The organism is Paenibacillus thermoaerophilus (assembly GCF_005938195.1).
Lineage (GTDB): Bacteria > Bacillota > Bacilli > Paenibacillales > Reconciliibacillaceae > Paenibacillus_W > Paenibacillus_W thermoaerophilus.
The window spans coordinates 66,662-82,908 of sequence record NZ_VCQZ01000016.1 but is presented as its reverse complement, the minus strand read 5'-3'; the positions used below and the strand labels follow the sequence as shown (position 1 = coordinate 82,908).

General features: G+C 57.5%; 17 protein-coding genes. All 17 read right to left on the bottom strand.

Translation table 11 applies throughout. The features are described from left to right. Positions 1-275: 275 nt before the first annotated feature. Positions 276-518: a carbon storage regulator CsrA gene (gene csrA, locus FE781_RS12315; RefSeq protein WP_138789926.1), complete on the bottom strand. Its 243-nt coding sequence runs from the start codon at positions 516-518 to the stop codon at positions 276-278. Next, positions 499-990, bottom strand: coding sequence for a flagellar assembly protein FliW (gene fliW, locus FE781_RS12310; protein ID WP_138789925.1), 492 nt, complete (start codon positions 988-990; stop codon positions 499-501). Before fliW ends, csrA begins: the two co-directional genes overlap by 20 nt. Positions 991-1,106: 116 nt before the next feature. Beyond that, complete coding sequence (locus FE781_RS12305; RefSeq protein ID WP_138789924.1) at positions 1,107-1,676, bottom strand: DUF6470 family protein; 570 nt, start codon at positions 1,674-1,676, stop codon at positions 1,107-1,109. A 15-nt stretch (positions 1,677-1,691) separates the two neighbouring features. Continuing rightward, positions 1,692-2,591 carry a flagellar hook-associated protein FlgL gene (flgL, locus tag FE781_RS12300; RefSeq protein WP_138789923.1) on the bottom strand — a complete coding sequence of 300 codons (900 nt, stop codon included), beginning with the start codon at positions 2,589-2,591 and terminating at the stop codon, positions 1,692-1,694. 32 nt (positions 2,592-2,623) lie between these two features. After that, entirely contained in the window at positions 2,624-4,222 is a 1,599-nt protein-coding gene (gene flgK, locus FE781_RS12295) for a flagellar hook-associated protein FlgK (protein WP_138789922.1), read from the bottom strand. An 18-nt stretch (positions 4,223-4,240) separates the two neighbouring features. After that, on the bottom strand, positions 4,241-4,744 hold the full coding sequence (locus FE781_RS12290) for a flagellar protein FlgN (protein ID WP_138789921.1): 504 nt from the start codon (positions 4,742-4,744) through the stop codon (positions 4,241-4,243). A 37-nt stretch (positions 4,745-4,781) separates the two neighbouring features. Continuing rightward, a complete protein-coding gene (flgM, locus tag FE781_RS12285; RefSeq protein WP_138789920.1) occupies positions 4,782-5,048 on the bottom strand; it encodes a flagellar biosynthesis anti-sigma factor FlgM in 267 nt (88 codons plus the stop codon). A 66-nt stretch (positions 5,049-5,114) separates the two neighbouring features. After that, positions 5,115-5,531: a flagellar protein gene (locus FE781_RS12280; RefSeq protein WP_138789919.1), complete on the bottom strand. Its 417-nt coding sequence runs from the start codon at positions 5,529-5,531 to the stop codon at positions 5,115-5,117. A 38-nt stretch (positions 5,532-5,569) separates the two neighbouring features. Next, entirely contained in the window at positions 5,570-6,271 is a 702-nt protein-coding gene (locus tag FE781_RS12275; protein WP_170209528.1) for a ComFC family protein, read from the bottom strand. A gap of 58 nt (positions 6,272-6,329) precedes the next feature. Then, positions 6,330-8,309 (bottom strand): helicase-related protein, encoded by a 1,980-nt coding sequence (locus FE781_RS12270; protein ID WP_138789917.1) that lies wholly within the window; start codon positions 8,307-8,309, stop codon positions 6,330-6,332. Between the two features lie 154 nt (positions 8,310-8,463). Continuing rightward, entirely contained in the window at positions 8,464-8,859 is a 396-nt protein-coding gene (locus tag FE781_RS12265) for a glycosyltransferase family 2 protein (protein ID WP_138789916.1), read from the bottom strand. A gap of 259 nt (positions 8,860-9,118) precedes the next feature. Further along, a complete protein-coding gene (locus tag FE781_RS12260) occupies positions 9,119-9,832 on the bottom strand; it encodes a response regulator (protein ID WP_138789933.1) in 714 nt (237 codons plus the stop codon). Positions 9,833-9,844: 12 nt separating this feature from the next. Further along, positions 9,845-10,993, bottom strand: coding sequence for a sensor histidine kinase (locus FE781_RS12255; RefSeq protein WP_138789932.1), 1,149 nt, complete (start codon positions 10,991-10,993; stop codon positions 9,845-9,847). A 186-nt stretch (positions 10,994-11,179) separates the two neighbouring features. After that, positions 11,180-12,385: a methionine adenosyltransferase gene (metK, locus tag FE781_RS12250; RefSeq protein WP_138789915.1), complete on the bottom strand. Its 1,206-nt coding sequence runs from the start codon at positions 12,383-12,385 to the stop codon at positions 11,180-11,182. Between the two features lie 145 nt (positions 12,386-12,530). Next, a complete protein-coding gene (locus FE781_RS12245) occupies positions 12,531-12,800 on the bottom strand; it encodes an alpha/beta-type small acid-soluble spore protein (RefSeq protein ID WP_138789914.1) in 270 nt (89 codons plus the stop codon). A 122-nt stretch (positions 12,801-12,922) separates the two neighbouring features. Next, positions 12,923-13,495 (bottom strand): hypothetical protein, encoded by a 573-nt coding sequence (locus FE781_RS12240; protein ID WP_138789913.1) that lies wholly within the window; start codon positions 13,493-13,495, stop codon positions 12,923-12,925. Positions 13,496-13,576: 81 nt separating this feature from the next. Continuing rightward, the gene (locus FE781_RS12235) at positions 13,577-16,228 is read right to left on the bottom strand and encodes a stalk domain-containing protein (RefSeq protein ID WP_138789912.1); all 2,652 of its coding nucleotides are present in this window, start codon (positions 16,226-16,228) and stop codon (positions 13,577-13,579) included. Positions 16,229-16,247: the final 19 nt, after the last annotated feature.

Genomic DNA, 16,247 nt, shown 5'->3' with positions numbered 1-16,247 from the left:
CTATAGCAAAGGAATTCTTCCCTCGGGGTGTGGAACTTTGTTATCTCGTCAATAACAATTTCCATTTTGAGGTGCTGAATTCCTTTTAATTATGCTCAAAACACCCTGACTTTTTCAGGGGAAACTAGTTAATAAGTCCACTATTTCTGCCTGAAAGCCGATTGTTTGAAAAGCTTTCGCCAAATCAAATATAAAATATCTCAGTACGTCGTATTGACTCTGCCCGTTAAATAGAACAATTGCACCTTTCTCTTCATGAGCCACCAATCTCACCCCTAATCCTTATCCTTGTTTAGATTCCTAAGCAGGTTCTTTAGCATGCCGGCGTCCACCGGCCCGGCTACCGCCTCCCGGTTAGCCTGACCAATCGCGGAGTAGATTTCCTTGCGGAATATGCGAACATCCCGGGGGGCCTTGATGCCAAGCTTAATTGTCTCCCCTTCGACCTCAAGCACCGTCAATTCGATGTCGTCGCCGATAAGAATGGCTTCTCCCTTTTTACGGCTGAGTACGAGCATGCCGCTCCTCCTCTCCGCTGTCTGCCAACCGACAGGGTTCATCACGCTCCCCCGGGAACAACAACGGTTCGCGGGTGGTATACGCCGACGGATACAGCACAACCTGTTGGCCGAGACGTTCTCGCTGATTGATCACGATGGGCCCAAGCAGATTGGCTGTCGCGTCGGACAGTCCCGAGCCAAGCTTGACGGTCACCCTTACCAGTACATCTCCCGGGTCCTCGATCCGCAGTTGCCCCCTCCACTCCTCCCCCAAAACGAACTCATAATTCGGGAAAAAAGTAAACGGGTCGGTCACAAGGAAGCCGACGTACGGGTCATCAACATTTTGCAAATAGGCGAAGGGGTTGGATGGGGATTCGATCAGGGCAAACCTGCGATGTCGCTCAAATCCGGGAATGCCGTGCGGAAATTCGATCAACTGGTCGTCGGGTACCTCGATCTCACCAAAATGCAGCGTATTTACGATCATAATGACTCGGCGCCCCTCTCAACGGAAATGTGGCATAAAGCAGAGAAACGGCTGCCGCCTTGCCGATTTCAGAGCGCGGAGCCGTTCCGGTTATCGTCATTTCATTATACCTGCCGTTACAACAGGACATCAATACGCGGAGGAATGATGTCGATCGACGGCTTTTGCCGTACGTAGACGTCGACCCATCTGCGGTTATATTCGATCTCCGGCTCCCGCTTCCGGATGTCCGCGTTCAGTTGGCCCTCTTGCAGTTCGATGACAGGCTTGCGGGCCTTGTAGCTGATATCGACGTTGTCGTAACGGGCCGGTCCCTCAAACGAAACGTCATAGAAGCTGTGAAACAGATCCTTGGCCAGCTCCGGAATGACAAAGCCCTCGTCCGCGATGTTCATCATCCGATCGCCGTCGCTGACGATTCGTTGTATCGCCTTGTTCGCCTGGCGCACGTTTTCGTCGTAGACGCGGTTCATCGTGCGGATAATCCCGCCTACGCCAAGCGCGTCCCATGCCGCCGATTGATCGATTCGCAGCTCGCCGTTCGGCTGGGAGATTTTCACTTGCGGATAAGTCGTCTCGTATTCCATCTGCGCCTTGGGCTGGCTTATGCGGTAGCTCCCCAAGCCGGCGCTAATGCCCAGTTGGCCGAACTGCTGCCGGATCTGAATCTGGGAGATAGACGGCATGCCGGTTCACCTGCCTTAGCGGAGGAAATCGATCAAGCTCGGCTGGATCAAGCGGGAACCGATCGCCAGAGAGGCCTGATACACGCTTTCGTCCATCTTCAGTTGGGTGATGAGCTTGGACATGTCCGCATCTTCAACCTTGGATTGGAGCGAAGTGAGATTGATGCCGAGGTCCTCCAGGCGGCCCTGCATCATCTCGATCCGGTTGATTCGGGCCCCGATCTCCGAGCGGAAACCGAGGAACTTTTCCATGCGGGAATCGAGCCGTCCCAGTATCTTGGAAACCTCGCCGTGGTCGTTAGCGGCAAGATGCGCCATCAGGTCGTCCAGCACTTGGAACAAATTGTCCGGATCGGTCGGTTTGCCAAATACGTCATTGCCCGTCAGGTTCACCGGAATTTCGACGTTCAACCCGACCTCAAACGGAATGGAGAAGGGGTCCGTCACAGCCCCTGCGGCGTTGTCGACGCTCGGATACGGAGGCTGGTCCGTTTTTTGCCCGTTGAAAATGTATTTGCCGTCCAGTGTCGTGCTGGCAACGTCCACAAGTTGTTGCTTGAGCTGCTCGATCTCTTTGCGGATCGCATCCATCGCCGCTGGCGGATTCGTTCCGTTGGAGCCCTGAACGGTCAACTCGCGAACCCGCTGCAGAATCTCGCCGGCCTGGTTAAGCGAACTATCCGTCTGGTCGAGCCAGGACAGGGCCGCATCGGTGTTCCGCTGGTATTGCTCGTTGGCGGACAATTCGCTGCGGTAGCGCAGGCTGTACGTGATGCCGACCGGGTCGTCGGACGGCTTGTTGATGCGGCGGCCGGTGGACAATTGATCCTGGATCACATCCATGCGTCTCATATTATTGGACAGGTTGCGCATGAACTGATTGTTGAGCATGCCTTGCGTAACGCGAAGCGGCATGTAGGTTCACCTCGATTTAGTCAGATCGTCGATTAGCGGCCTACATGGCCCATCGAGTTAATGATGCGGTCGAGCATCTCGTCTACGGCTGTCATATTGCGCGCCGCCGCATTGTACGCATGTTGAAACTTGATCATATTGGACATCTCTTCGTCCAGCGACACGCTGCTTACGGACATCCGTCTCGAATCGACCTGCTCCAGAATAATATGCTGGTTGCCTGCCTGACGGGAAGCTTCCCGGCTTTGGACGCCCAATTGTCCGACCATGGAACGAAGGAAATCGTTAATGGTCCCGTTCTGCAGGATCGCCCCCGGGCTTGCCGAGCTGAAGTCAAAGCTGCTGTCCTTCACTTGCGACATCAGCAGCGCCAGTGCGTTGTTGCCTTTAATAACGGTCTCCGCCGTTCCCGTCCCTTCCGTACGCATCGACGTGGCAATCTTGCTCGGATCGCCGTCGATCACCGGATTCAGCCGGATGTTGGCCGCCGTAACAGCCGTGCCGCCCGTATCGTTCAAGAAAAACGCCACGCCTTTTTCGACGGGGGAGTTGAGGTTGTATCCAAGCTGATGCAGACCGTTAATGCCGTTCACCACAACGGTCAAGCCGCCGGCGGGAACGGTTCGTCCCGCGCCGGAGAACGTCTGGGGAACGACGGTTTTGCCATCCGCTTGTACGACCCCCAGCACGGTGTTGTCGGGAAGCACAGCGCCTTCCGGCAGCTTCATGCGCAACTCGCCGTTGGCGATCGTATTGGCCATCGTATCGAGCTGAGCCTGATAATCGGCCACATAGACGTCCCGGGACACGATCATGCCGAATACTTCGCCGCTGTTCAGATCCCCGGACGCATAAGCGCTCTCCAGCGCCGCCGCGTCAACCGGCGTATACGCCGTGCCGTTGACGAGCTCCACCGCTCCCATCATAATCGTGTAGCCCGAGTCGTTCTCGGAGACGCGGATATTGACGATTTTGGACAGCTCGTCCGTCAGCAGATCGCGCTGATCGCGCAGGTCGTTGGCATTGTCCCCAAGCCCCTCGATCCGCCGGATTTGCTCATTGAGATTCAGGATGGCTTCGAGTTTCGTATTCATCTCGTTCGCCTTCACATTGATGTTCTCCGTCAGGTCGGCGCTCAGATCGCTGAGCTGTTTGCTTGTCAGGTTCAGGGCATCCGCCAGCGCCTTCGCATTTTCGCGCACGATCTTGCGGCCGGTGATGCTCTCGGGGTTCTGGCTCAGGTCGGACCATGCTTTCCAGAAATTATCCAGAACCGTCCGGATTCCGGACTCCGACGGCTCGTTCATAATCTTTTCAAGCTTTTCCAGCGTATCCTGCTGAACCTCCCAGTTGCCCAGCGACTTGCTTTCGTTGCGGAACTGGTCGTCGAGAAACTTTTCCCGCACTCGGGTGATCGAACTGAACTCGACGCCCGTTCCGAGCTGGCCGGGAGCGTTGGAGCGCATCATGCCGAAAGCCTCGATCGGTCTGGCCGCCACCATATTCACGACCTGGCGCGTATATCCCGCCGTGTTGGCATTCGCAATATTATGTCCGGTCGTGCTCAAAGCGGCCTGATGCGTGAACAAGCTCCGTTTGGCCGTCTCCAGGCTATGAAAAGTCGATCTCATCGGGTTCACCTCATGTCTTTAAGCTTTCGTATCGAAAAGGCCTTGCCGCTGGAAACCGTGACCCTGTACCGGATGATGGTACGTCGCTTCTTCGGCGGGCGGACCTGCAATCACGTCCAGCGATAGCTGGATGAACTCCAAAGATTGCTTAACCAACTGCTGGTTGAGATCGTTGACAGCTTTGAGTTCGCGGAGAGCGGCCGACAACTCCTGCTGGGCTTCCCGCAGGGCGTTTTTCTCCTCCGCCCGGTACGCGAGCTGGATCAACTGCGTCAAGGTGAACCCCGGAGTCGGGATCATCCCCAGCTTGCTCAGGAACCTGCCGATGGCCTTCAGACGGGCCTGTTCCATCTCCGCCACCCGATTCAGGAGCCGCGTTTCCTGATTCATGCACTGGGAGACGGTGTCGACATCGTTTTGGACGATAGCATCGCGCTTGCGGCGGCCGCACTCGGCTAGCTGCACGTGCGCTTCTGTCATGCCGCGAAGCAGCTCTACCACTTCCTGCAAATCGGGATTCATCTCGTTTCCTCCATTCGCTTGCGGGACGGGACTTGGGTTATTGCAGGAACGGAAGCAGCTTCTCGGCGATCTTGCCCGCTTCCACGCGGTACGTGCCGGTCGTGTAGGCTTCCTTCAATTGTTTGACCCGATCTTTCGACGCCGCGGCGTCCAATTTTTGCGCGTCCAGCATTTCCTGAGCTTCCGGAGAGATGCTCACTTGATCCTTCTGCTTGCTTCTCGCCGCGGGCCCGGCGTTTATCTTGTCGTGCTGGCGCTGGTACGATTGCACCAAGTTCAAATGAGAAACCCGGTTGATTTTCATAAGCATCACCTCTTCGTTCCGACGCTTTACATTTAGTTTGTATATCGGCAGGCGTATTTCAAATCATTAGGGCCTGTATTTGTCGTCGCGAATCTGATAGGTTGAGCGCGCTCGCTCGATCTCTTGCATTTCCTCGCGATGCCGCTCCTCCCCGTGCATCCGCTGGATGTCCTTGTTTAATTTGGATCGGCAGCTCTCGCAGATCGTACCCTCGCGAATGTCTTTCCCGCAAACCTCGCAAGGAATCGTCATGTTCGGATTGGCCATGATCGAGATCCGGCCCTCGCGGATGAACTTGATAATCTGTTTGACGGATACGCCGGTCTCGGCGCTGAGCTGCTGAATGTCGCAACCGCGATGTTTGCGCAAATACTCCACACAAGCTTCGTACATCTTGTCCAATTCCTTATAACAAGCGTGGCACATGCCCAACACGTTTTTGGCGTAAAGCTTGCCGCACCTCGGACAGTAGTCAACATTCATCGACGGTTCCTCCCTTACCCATAAAACATGGTCTTTCTTCACCGGGCCCAAGTCAGCCCGTATATGCGGCAGGCTGCCCGCGCCGCAATCGCCGTTGCGCATGCCGCCAGGGTGCTCCCTGTTGTATATACGTCGTCTACCAGTATCAGCGTTTTCGGGCGAGGGCCGTCCAGTCGGGACGCGTCCGTTCCGCTCGCTTCGTACATGTCCGCCCCGATCCGAAGCCGCTCCCGCCTGTTCTTGCGGCTCTGGCTGTCCGTTTGACGATGGCGCACCAGCAAGTTCCACACCGGTATCCCGAGCCGTCGGCCCGCTTCCATCGCCATACGCTCCGCTTGATTGAATCCCCGTTCTTCAAGCCGTTCCGCCGTGACCGGAACGAAACCAATCGCATCGGGGCGGAGATCCCGATAATGGCGCCTGTATGCGCGGGCAAGCATCGCCCCGAACAAAACGCTCTGCCGTTCGTCGCCCCGATATTTATAACGGGCAAGCCACGCCTTCATCTCGGGCGTATACCTTACGGCGCTTCGGCTCATCTCATAGCCCCGGGGACCGTGCGCGCGCACGCAGTCCGGGCATGTCTCGCCGCGCCCGCACCGGAAGCACACCGGTTCGTCGATCCAGGGGATTAACCGGCGGCAGTTACGGCAGAGCAGACCGGCCAGTTCCTCGCAGCCCGACTCCCCCGGAATCGCCGCTCCGCCGCATATGCGGCAAGCCGCCGACCGCGGCCGCATTAGATCGTATCCGGCTTCTTTCCATCTATTCATTATATCGGATAATGCAGAACGTTTCTTAAGCATCTTCGGGCCTCCCGGGTCGGAAAAATATGCTAGGCCGGCGGATCAGATACCCCTTGCGTCCCGCCAGCCGGTTCATGCCTCGAATCTGACGGATCGCCTCTCTCTGGGAACGCGTCCACTCCGCCGCCGCAAAGCAGACGAGTCCGGCCGGGTCTTCGGCTGACCGGCCGGCCCTTCCCGCCATTTGGACGAGCGCCGCTTCGTCGAACAGTGTGGAGTCCGCATCGAGAATGTAGACGTCGCTCTTAGGGACGGTAACTCCCCGCTCCAGGATCGTCGTGGTCACCAGCATGCGAATCTCCCGTTCCCGGAATCGGGCCACCTTCGCGGCGCGCTCGGGGTCCTGGGAGGATGTGCCGTCAATCGGGAGTTGTGGGAACACCTGGCGCAGCATCGTGACTACCTTAGACACCCGGGCAATCTCCGGCACGAAGACGAAAATCTGGGCCCCGCGTTCGGCCGAAAGCTCCAATTGCCGCTTCAACGCCGGCGTCAGCGCGGACATGCGGCGCAAGGGAGGAACGCGCAGCCTTCGCGGGACCGGCAGCGGATGCCGGTGATAGCGTACGGGAACCCGCGCGTGCGGAAGACGCCCCCGGTCCGCCAGCCGGCGCAGCTCCCGGGGTGGCGTAGCCGACAGCAAAATGTGGACGCCTCCGGGCGCGACGGTTTTGGCGGCGGCGTAATGCAGCATCGGGTTGTTGTGATAAGGAAAGGCGTCGAGCTCGTCCAACACCAAGAGGTCGAAGGCTTCGTGGAACCGCATCAACTGGTGTGTCGTCGCCAACGTCAGAGGGGCCTGATCCCATCGCTGTTCGCTGCCCCCGTACAACGCGGCGATCGGGATATGCGGGAAGGCCCGCCTTAACCTCGGGTCGAGCTCGAGGATCACATCCCGCCTCGGGGAGGCGACGGCGGCTCTGCCGCCGCGCAGCAGCGTCTCCTCCAGCAGCGGAAAGATCATCTCCGTTTTGCCGGCGCCCGTGACGGCCCACAGCAGGAATCGCCGCGGCTCTTCGGCGCGGGAGAAAGGGCGGATGCGAAGCAGGCGCAGGATGAATCCCGCCGCGAAGGCGCCCAGCCTGCCGAGGCCGCCGGCCCGGGACGGCGCAGCGTCCCCGCCGCGCCGCAGGCAGGCCAGCGCCGCCTCCGCGGCGGCGGTCTGCGCCGGGCTCAAGCCCCAGCGGGCGAGCCGCTCGGCCGGCGGCCGCGGGTACAGCGGCTGCGGTGCGCGCCCCGCGGTTCCCGCTCCATGTTGGCCCTGGGGGCCCAGGGCCAGCATGGAGCAGAACCGCGCTCGCCCGAGGGCGAGGCATGCTTCGCAGTAGGGACAGTCCGTTCCGCAGAACGGACAAGGCGAAGCATGCAGGCGCGCGCCGCTGCCGCAGCGCCGGCACCGCCAACCGCGATGGCGGTGCCGGCGCCCGTACCCGCGTCGGGGCCGCCGGCCGGGCGGTTCGAGCCCGCCGAGAATGCGGGCCCGTCCGCGAAGCGCAAGCAGTTGCAGCGCGGCCGTCCACGAGCCGCGCGACGGCGTCCAGCCCGCGTCCGCCAGCGACTGCTCCAGCTCCGCCCGCAGCAACGAGCGTCCCTCCAGCCGGCGCTCGACCAGGCGCAGCAGCCCTTCGTCCGGCGGCCGCCAACCTGTCGACCGCTCGGCTCCTTCCGCGATCCGGCGGAATCGCCCCTCGTGTTGCAGTCTCCCCAGCCAAGCGCCGCCCGGCCACGGCTCCAGCGCCGCCTCGCGGATCACCCGCTCGAATGCCCGCTTCGGATCGCTACGCTGGCGAACCGCCTGGAGGCGTTCGCCCAGCCAGACAGCTTGCCCGAGAGAAACCTGCGATTCAATCTCCAGCACATCGGCTCCGCCCCGGGCCGACCAGTAATAACGGTCGGCCTCGCGGTCGATCGTATAACGCCAGGTCCATTCGTTTTCGCCGGATACCCTGACCGCATACACCCAGGCCCGCATAACCGTTCACTCCTCTCGAATGAATTGCGGATACGCGTCTCCGCAGTAGAGTGGCATACAAAAAGCCCCCGACCGGTGCCGCGCACCGTCCGGGAGCCTGCTTGACTCACCCATTCTCTTATATTCATGTGCAGCAGAAAAAAAGCGGCCTTCGTTACCAGACCGGCAACGGACGAAGCTCTCCGCTGCCCCTCAGATCGACACAAATCTCGTTCCGGACGCCCGAAGACGGATCCCCCCCGCCCGTGCCGTCCCACTCCCGAACGTCGATCCGCATGCCCCGCCGGGCCAGACGGCTTGCAATGGCGACCGTCTGATCCGTCGAGCCCTCGTCCAGAAGCGTCACGGCAACAGGCCGGCCTCGCAGACTGGAACTCCACTGCAGCGATCGTATATACCATTCGATCTGATCTTGCCCGTTCCGGGTGAGAAAGACAACCTGCGGCTCGGCCACATCCCCTCTGCTCCGGCGCGTCCGCGCATAAGCGAGATGAACGCCCAATACCGCGAGACCGTAGCTGGCGAGGATGCCTAGCAATCCGATGATCATGACGGTGCACCTCCCGTAGCCGCCGGGCGGAGAGGCGCCGTTAAGCGCGTCCACGATCCGGCAATGCTGGAAAGGCCGGGGCTTCGAACAGCAGCTTCGGCTCCCTGGCGCCTTCCGGTTATGCCACAGTATATGCCGCATGATCAAGTCGGGTGTCAATCGCGAATGACGGCGCTTTCACCAACCGCTTCACGATAACGGGCAACGGCAACCCGAACGCCGGCCGCGCTATCCGGTTTCGCATCTTGCGAATCAAGCGTTACAAGGCAACCCATCCGTTTTTGATCGCGATGATGACCGCTTGAGTACGGTCGTCCACCTCCAGCTTTTGCAGGATGCTGCTGACGTGGTTCTTAACCGTTTTCTCGCTGATAAACAAAAAGTCGCCGATGGCCCGGTTGCTTTTGCCTTCCGACATCAGCCTCAGCACCTCGGCTTCGCGCCGCGTCAGCGGGCTGCTCGGACTCGCCGTATACGTCGCGGCCGTTTCCTTGATGCCGGCGGCCGGAATCGTCCCTGAACCGTCCAGATACGTCATCCGGCGAAGCTGGTTGATCAGCTTGCCCGTTACTTTCGGATGGATGTACGCATGGCCTTCGACCACCGAACGGATCGCCTGAACGAGAGATTCCGCTTCCATATCCTTCAGCAGGTATCCCACGGCGCCCTTGCGGAGCGTCTCGAACACATAGCTCTCGTCGTCGTGGATCGACAGGATGACCACTTTGATATTCGGGAAATATTCGCGGATTTTCTCCGTTGACGCGACGCCGTTCTGCACCGGCATGTTGATGTCCATCAGCACGACATCGGGGTTCAGCGAATTGCAAAGCTCCAGTACTTGAATGCCGTCGCCGCATTCGCCCACAACCACGAAATCGTCTTCCATGTTTAAGATCCGTTTGACGCCTTCGCGCAGCAGTTGATGATCGTCGGCAATCAGAATCTTAACTTTGGACTGAATAGCCGTCATTGCTTCCCCCACCTAATATTCCTCCTTCTGTTCAACCGAGATCGGAATGGCCAATGAAATTTTCGTGCCCCTGTCGGGGGCGCTCTCAATTTGCAATTCGCCTTCCAGCAGTTCGACCCGTTCTCTCATCCCCATTAATCCGAACCGACCGATTTCCGCGTCATCCTTGCCGACTTGGAAGCCGACGCCATTATCCTGGACGATTAAGCGCACCATTTGGCGTTGAAACGTTAATTCGACCCGGATATATGTCGCCCGTGCATGCTTGTAGACGTTGCTGAAAGATTCCTGCACGAGTCGGTAGATCGCGACCTCCATCGGCGAAGGAAGACGGACTTCCTTCCCGAACACTTCGAAATCGGCATGGATTTTCGTCCGTTCTTCGAAATCTTGTATGTATTTGCGCAGCGCAGGAGCCAGACCGAGATCGTCCAGCGCCATCGGGCGCAAATTAAATATCATTTTTCTTACTTCTTCAAGGCTGCTTCGGATTTGCGACTTCATATCCGATAACTCGACACGAACCGCATCCAGATCTTGCTTCATCAGCATACGCTCGGCGATTTCCGCCCGGAGCACGATATGCGCAAGCGATTGGGCAAGATCGTCGTGAATTTCCCGGGAAATGCGTCTGCGTTCCTCTTCCTGCGCCAAAATGATCTTAAAACCGAGCTGTTGTCGATTTTTGGCGGATTCGAGAATACGCGTAACCTGATTCAAATCTCCGGATAAGTATTCCAGCACGACGTTAATCTGCGAGACCAGCACTTCAGCCCGTTCGACCGTTTTCTCCACGTTTTTGAGCCGGCGCTGGATATCGTCCCGGCGGATTTTGTTATTTTGCTCTTTCTCGCGGAAAATGCTGAGCTGAAGCTGCAAGCTGGTCGCCTGCTCGTAGGCGGTTCGGATGTCCGCTTCATTGTAGCGGTTGAAATCGCGGCTAACCTCGGTTAATCGGATGCGTGCGCGCCGAAATTCAACCTCCAGCTTGTCGACCATCTCGATCGTCTCGGCCGCGGTCTTATTAATCTCATCCAGCTCCCGCTTCAGATGAGCATACTCGGACCGCGCCCCTTGGCTGATTTCGTATATCTGATACTTGCTGTCTTCCATCACGCGGATGGCATTCTTGATGATCTGATCGATCGCGTCCGCTTGCACCAAGAACCGAACCTTTCTGTATGGGCTAGCTTATTCTCTTATTCTACCATATAAGTTTTCGGAGTTGTTGGTCGGTTTGTACTAAATTTTTACCACTTACCCGCCAATATTGGCAAAAAGCCGCCCGATTCGACAAACGAATCGAGCGGCTTTCGATCCAAACGATATAGGCATGAAGGATCAGTTTTATGCCAAAGCGTCCGCACGCAATTGGTCCGCTTTATCCGTACGCTCCCACGGAAGGTCCAGATCGGTGCGGCCGAAATGGCCGTAAGCGGCGGTTTGCTTGTAGATCGGGCGGCGCAAGTCGAGTTCTTTGATGATGCCGGCCGGACGCAGGTCGAAGTTTTTCGCGATAACCTCCGCCAATTTGGCATCCGGAACAATCCCCGTTCCGAACGTATCCACGTTGATGGAAACCGGACGGGCCACGCCGATCGCGTATGCCAGTTGGATTTCGCATTTTTCCGCCAGTCCGGCTGCTACGATATTTTTCGCGACGTAACGAGCCGCGTAAGCCGCCGAACGGTCCACCTTCGTCGGGTCTTTGCCCGAGAACGCGCCGCCGCCGTGGCGGGCATAGCCGCCGTATGTGTCGACGATGATTTTACGGCCTGTCAGGCCTGCGTCCCCGTGAGGTCCGCCGATTACGAAGCGGCCCGTCGGGTTGATCAAATACTTCGTTTCGGCATCGATAAATTCCGACGGAACAACCGGTTTGATGACATGCTCGATGATGTCCTTTTTAATTTGCTCCAACGTCGCTTCTTCCGCGTGCTGGGTGGAGACGACGATCGTATCGACGCGTACCGGTTTGTCATCGACATATTCGATCGTGACTTGCGTCTTGCCGTCCGGACGCAAGTACGGCAGCGTGCCGTTCTTGCGAACTTCGGACAGGCGGCGGGACAGGCGATGCGCGAGCGCGATCGGCATCGGCATCAGTTCGGGCGTCTCGTTGCAAGCGAACCCGAACATCAGGCCTTGGTCGCCCGCGCCGATAGCTTCAATCTCGGAATCGGTCATTTGTCCTTCGCGAGCTTCGAGGGCACGGTCCACGCCTTGGGCGATGTCCGGAGACTGTTCGTTCAGGGACAGCAGCACCGCGCAAGTCTCGGCGTCAAATCCGAATTTGGCGCGAGTGTATCCGATATCCCGGATCGTTTGACGAGCGATCGCCTGAATATCGACATAATCCGATTTGCTGCTGATTTCCCCGATAACCAATACCAGACCGGTTGCCACCGACACCTCGCACGCTACGCGGGCATTCGGGTCGTTCGCCAGAAATGCGTCAAGAACCGCATCGGAGATCTGGTCGCAGATTTTGTCCGGATGCCCTTCCGTAACCGATTCGGAAGTAAACAACCGACGTCCGTTGAAAGAAGCCATCATTTATCACCCTCCTGGGAAAGCTGGTTTACATAAAAAATGAACCTTTTCCAATAGGAAAAGGTCGTCTCTTCGTTAACCTTCGAATATTCATCATACACAACGAAATGAGGCCTGTCAACGTTAAATATGCCCGAATTTGTCACTATCCGCGATTCGATTGTTCGGCCATTTCCACGAGTCGTTTCGTGATCGATCCGCCGACCGCTCCCGTTTCGCGGGAAGACAAATGTCCCCAATAATCGGATCGAACCGAGCCAACGGGAACCGCGCCCAGCTCCGTCGCAAATTCCGTGTTCAGGTTGGCGGGAGACTGCGGTCCAACCGCCAAACCCAATTCCGCCGCGATCTCGTATTTCCAATCGTCAATCGCCTTCTCACAGCCCGGTACCAATTTATTGCGCCGATTCGCCATTTGCATTGACCTCCTTGAGTGGTATAGATCTAGTATGGCTGATCGGCGCCGCGGCACCCGTATGAATCGTTGTCAAAGCTTCCGAACGCTGTCAAGGCGAAATTGGCGTATTCCGCGAGGCTTTATGGGATGATTACATAAGGCCCCTGCACGATTACGTACACGTCGTCCTTTTGCTGCGGTCCCGGCGTAATGCCGCGGGTTCCGTCCCGAGGGAACAGCAGCATATGGTTTAATCCGACCGTCTGACCGTCTTGAATATCTTCTCCAGCCGTGACGTCCGGTATGCCGTTGCCGTCGGTGCTGATCGCTCTGACATCGCCATTGCGGACGATCACGGTCGCGCCTTCGCCGCCAAACAGCTTCATGCCGGGTTTCAGCACTTCGACCTTTAATCCGGCCGCAGGCGCCGTGCTGCCGCCGATCCCGCCGGCCTGGTCGACAATCTTCTTCAGCTCCTGTTTCGCCTTCTCAAGCTCGGCTTGAAGCTCCTGGATCGCCTTGTCCGCGCTTACGGACCCCCCGCTGCCTCCGGCCAACAATTTATCGACGTAACTTTTCGTTACGAGCGGGTCGTCCGGCGATCCGGGCTGCGTCGGCGAGCTCGCGTCCGTCGTGATCGCTCCGCCGATCCACATGCCTAATCCCAGCACCGCAATGCTGCCTGCCCATTTCCATTTGTTTCGCTGACTCATTCCGTACCTCCCGCTTGTCACCCGGTTGGCGACATCTAGCAATCTCGGAATCTATTATAGCAGGTCCGGCATCAAATGGCTTTACTTGAGCGTAACTGTCCGTGTTTCGCCGTCCCATTCGACCGTCCAGCCCATCGATTCGGCCAGCACGCGAAGGGGCACCATCGTGCGTTCGTTCATCAGCTGAGGCGGCACCTCCGCGGTAACGGCTTTGCCGTTGAGGGCCATCCGTTCGCTGCCCAACCACATATGCGCATAGTTCGAACCCAGCAGCACTTGCACGCTTCGTCCCGCGGCTGTATCGTTCCAGATCACTTGACCGCCCATCGCCTCTACGACGAAACGCAGCGGCACCAGCGTATTGCCTCGGTCGATAACCGGGGCTTGGTCCAGCCGAAGAGTGTTCCCATTCACCTTTAACGTCGGCTTGTCGATCACCAGCTCCACTTCATTGCGGGTTTGATCGGCTTTAGGCGGGTAATGGAGCCAGACGTCGTCGATCTCTACCGCTCCGGTTAACGCCCGGGTTTCTTGGCCGTTGGCCGGATTCACGACATAGATCCGGTTCAGCTTCAGAGGCTGCTGCATATTCGAGAGGTTCAACGGAACATGCACCGTTTTCCAATCGGACCAGTTCGTATCCCGCGTAATGTCTACCCATTTTACTTGACCGGCAGCGTCCTTAAATTCCGCGCGGATCCAGTTATGGCTGTTATCGCCTTTCACTTTTAAGGTCATGCCGGACGGATTTCCTGTTATCTTCTGACCTTCGGGGCCAAATTGAGCGTATAAAGCCTTGGTTACCTTGTCCCCGCCGGTAAAGTCGTATTGAAGCTTAAGAGAATGCCCGTTGCCCGATTGAACGCGGCTTACCTCGCCTTTGACATCCGCCGGCGTCACTTTTTTGACAATGTCGGTATTGGATTCAAAATCGGCGAAGACGACCGTCTCCCCGCTGGTCAAAAGCTGGGACGTGCTAAACCGGTCATAGTGCGCAATCAGATAAGCGGGTTGATCGCCATCCATGCTTTTAATCGTCAGCCGATCGTCATTAACCTCCGCATCAAAACCGGCAAATTCCCATCTTAATCCTGCGGCGGGGACGGCACGCTCTTGTCCGTCCGATGTGAGAGCCACAACTGCCGGCAGCGGATAAGTCGCTCCGACCTTCAGCTCGGGCATATTCCCGGTGATCTCCAGACTGTGGATGTCTTGGCCGCCCAGCACGCGGATTTGATGCTGAGCCGAGGCCGTTCCCGCCGTCGCCTTCAGCGTGATCGTTCCAGGGGCGGTAGCCGTTACGGTATTGCCGTTGATCACTCCGTTGCCGGTGACAGTCCATTTGCCCAATGGCGCCAGGTCCGCCGCAGACAACGTGTTGAAATATTCGTCGTAGCCGGTCAGCGAATACGCATAAGACTGTCCGATCAGCAGATCGCTTCGACCCGCGATGCTAATGCTTTTGGGCGCGCCTTTGGGCGCAAGAGACCAGATGGCCAAGCCGTTGACAACCGGCCGTTTCTCTCCGTTTGTCGTCTGGTTGACATATTGCACCTGCGTACCGCCCAGCGGTCTGGACACCATTTGCGTCGAACCGCCGCCATCCAGATTCATGCCGCGCCAAACGCCGATGTTGACCATAAAGTTTTGCAGCTCCGGAATCGTAAGCCCTTGGCTCCGTTCCGATTTCTCCGCGGTAATCAGATACACATATCGTTTGTCTTTCGAGAAACCGACAGCCGTACGAGCCACTCCGGCATATCCGGAAATATCCGAGATGGAACGGGAATATCCCGACGGCTTCCCGTCTTCCACCAGGATCGTATGTCCGCCGATCATGGTTTTGAACGTGCTCGGATCGTAGGTTTTCGTCGGATCCTTGGCAAACATGCGGTAATTGACTTTTATTTTTTGGCCAACTTTCAGATGATCGCGGACAAATTCATGCGCTTTGCCGGAGGCCCGCAGGATGTAGCCATCTTCCGGAGCAATTTGATTGATGATTCCTTCAAGCTCGATTTGCTTGATGACCCCGTTTTGCACCAGCACTTCGGTCGGTGTCGTAACGCCGTCAATCGATCTGTATACTTGTCCCCAGCTATGGGTATACATATAAAGACCGTCGATCATCGCGTGTTGACCAGGCGTATGGACACCATCGTCTTCGTACCAATAATACGTCTTATTGATTCCGCCAAGCGGATAGGAGGTTCCGTCCTCCGCCGTTACGGCGCCTTCGAAGGTAAACAAGTCGATAATCGGTTCGTTATCCTTCGTTAAAGCAAACGATTGAAACCCGATCAGATAAGGCGGCGTCGCTTCCAGCTTGCCGTCCCGAATCTGAGGACCGATAGGCACACCCTCGGCTTTCGTGTTGAAGAAATCGCCGTTGATAGCCGCAACCGCACCGGCTTCCTGAGCCATTTTCTGAATGTTTTGCTTCTTCGTGTACTGGTTGTTCGTGCCCATGATCGTGTCCAGCTTCACGTACGGATTATGTAAGTCAACGATGATCGCATCCACGTTTACGGACACAGGCTGGCCTTTTCGTTCAAACTGCCATATATACCGGTTTAACGTCGCTCCGGATGTAATCGGCGATTGCTCCACCAACTCGAGCTTCTCGGCCGCATACACTTGAGCCGGCATCATCACAGACCCGAATGGCGCAAAAGCCGTAGAAATAGCAGCAGCCAGCGCCATCGTTCTGGCCCACATTTTCAGTTGAAACATGCTGTCTTCTCTCTCCCAT

Bases quoted from the DNA above. Each gene is read 5' to 3' on its own strand.
- csrA (WP_138789926.1), bottom strand. From the start codon at position 518: ATGCTCGTACTCAGCCGTAAAAAGGGAGAAGCCATTCTTATCGGCGAC.
- fliW (WP_138789925.1), bottom strand. From the start codon at position 990: ATGATCGTAAATACGCTGCATTTTGGTGAGATCGAGGTACCCGACGAC.
- FE781_RS12305 (WP_138789924.1), bottom strand. From the start codon at position 1,676: ATGCCGTCTATCTCCCAGATTCAGATCCGGCAGCAGTTCGGCCAACTG.
- flgL (WP_138789923.1), bottom strand. From the start codon at position 2,591: ATGCCGCTTCGCGTTACGCAAGGCATGCTCAACAATCAGTTCATGCGC.
- flgK (WP_138789922.1), bottom strand. From the start codon at position 4,222: ATGAGATCGACTTTTCATAGCCTGGAGACGGCCAAACGGAGCTTGTTC.
- FE781_RS12290 (WP_138789921.1), bottom strand. From the start codon at position 4,744: ATGAATCCCGATTTGCAGGAAGTGGTAGAGCTGCTTCGCGGCATGACA.
- flgM (WP_138789920.1), bottom strand. From the start codon at position 5,048: ATGAAAATCAACCGGGTTTCTCATTTGAACTTGGTGCAATCGTACCAG.
- FE781_RS12280 (WP_138789919.1), bottom strand. From the start codon at position 5,531: ATGAATGTTGACTACTGTCCGAGGTGCGGCAAGCTTTACGCCAAAAAC.
- FE781_RS12275 (WP_170209528.1), bottom strand. From the start codon at position 6,271: ATGCGGCCGCGGTCGGCGGCTTGCCGCATATGCGGCGGAGCGGCGATT.
- FE781_RS12270 (WP_138789917.1), bottom strand. From the start codon at position 8,309: ATGCGGGCCTGGGTGTATGCGGTCAGGGTATCCGGCGAAAACGAATGG.
- FE781_RS12265 (WP_138789916.1), bottom strand. From the start codon at position 8,859: ATGATCATCGGATTGCTAGGCATCCTCGCCAGCTACGGTCTCGCGGTA.
- FE781_RS12260 (WP_138789933.1), bottom strand. From the start codon at position 9,832: ATGACGGCTATTCAGTCCAAAGTTAAGATTCTGATTGCCGACGATCAT.
- metK (WP_138789915.1), bottom strand. From the start codon at position 12,385: ATGGCTTCTTTCAACGGACGTCGGTTGTTTACTTCCGAATCGGTTACG.
- FE781_RS12245 (WP_138789914.1), bottom strand. From the start codon at position 12,800: ATGGCGAATCGGCGCAATAAATTGGTACCGGGCTGTGAGAAGGCGATT.
- FE781_RS12240 (WP_138789913.1), bottom strand. From the start codon at position 13,495: ATGAGTCAGCGAAACAAATGGAAATGGGCAGGCAGCATTGCGGTGCTG.
- FE781_RS12235 (WP_138789912.1), bottom strand. From the start codon at position 16,228: ATGTTTCAACTGAAAATGTGGGCCAGAACGATGGCGCTGGCTGCTGCT.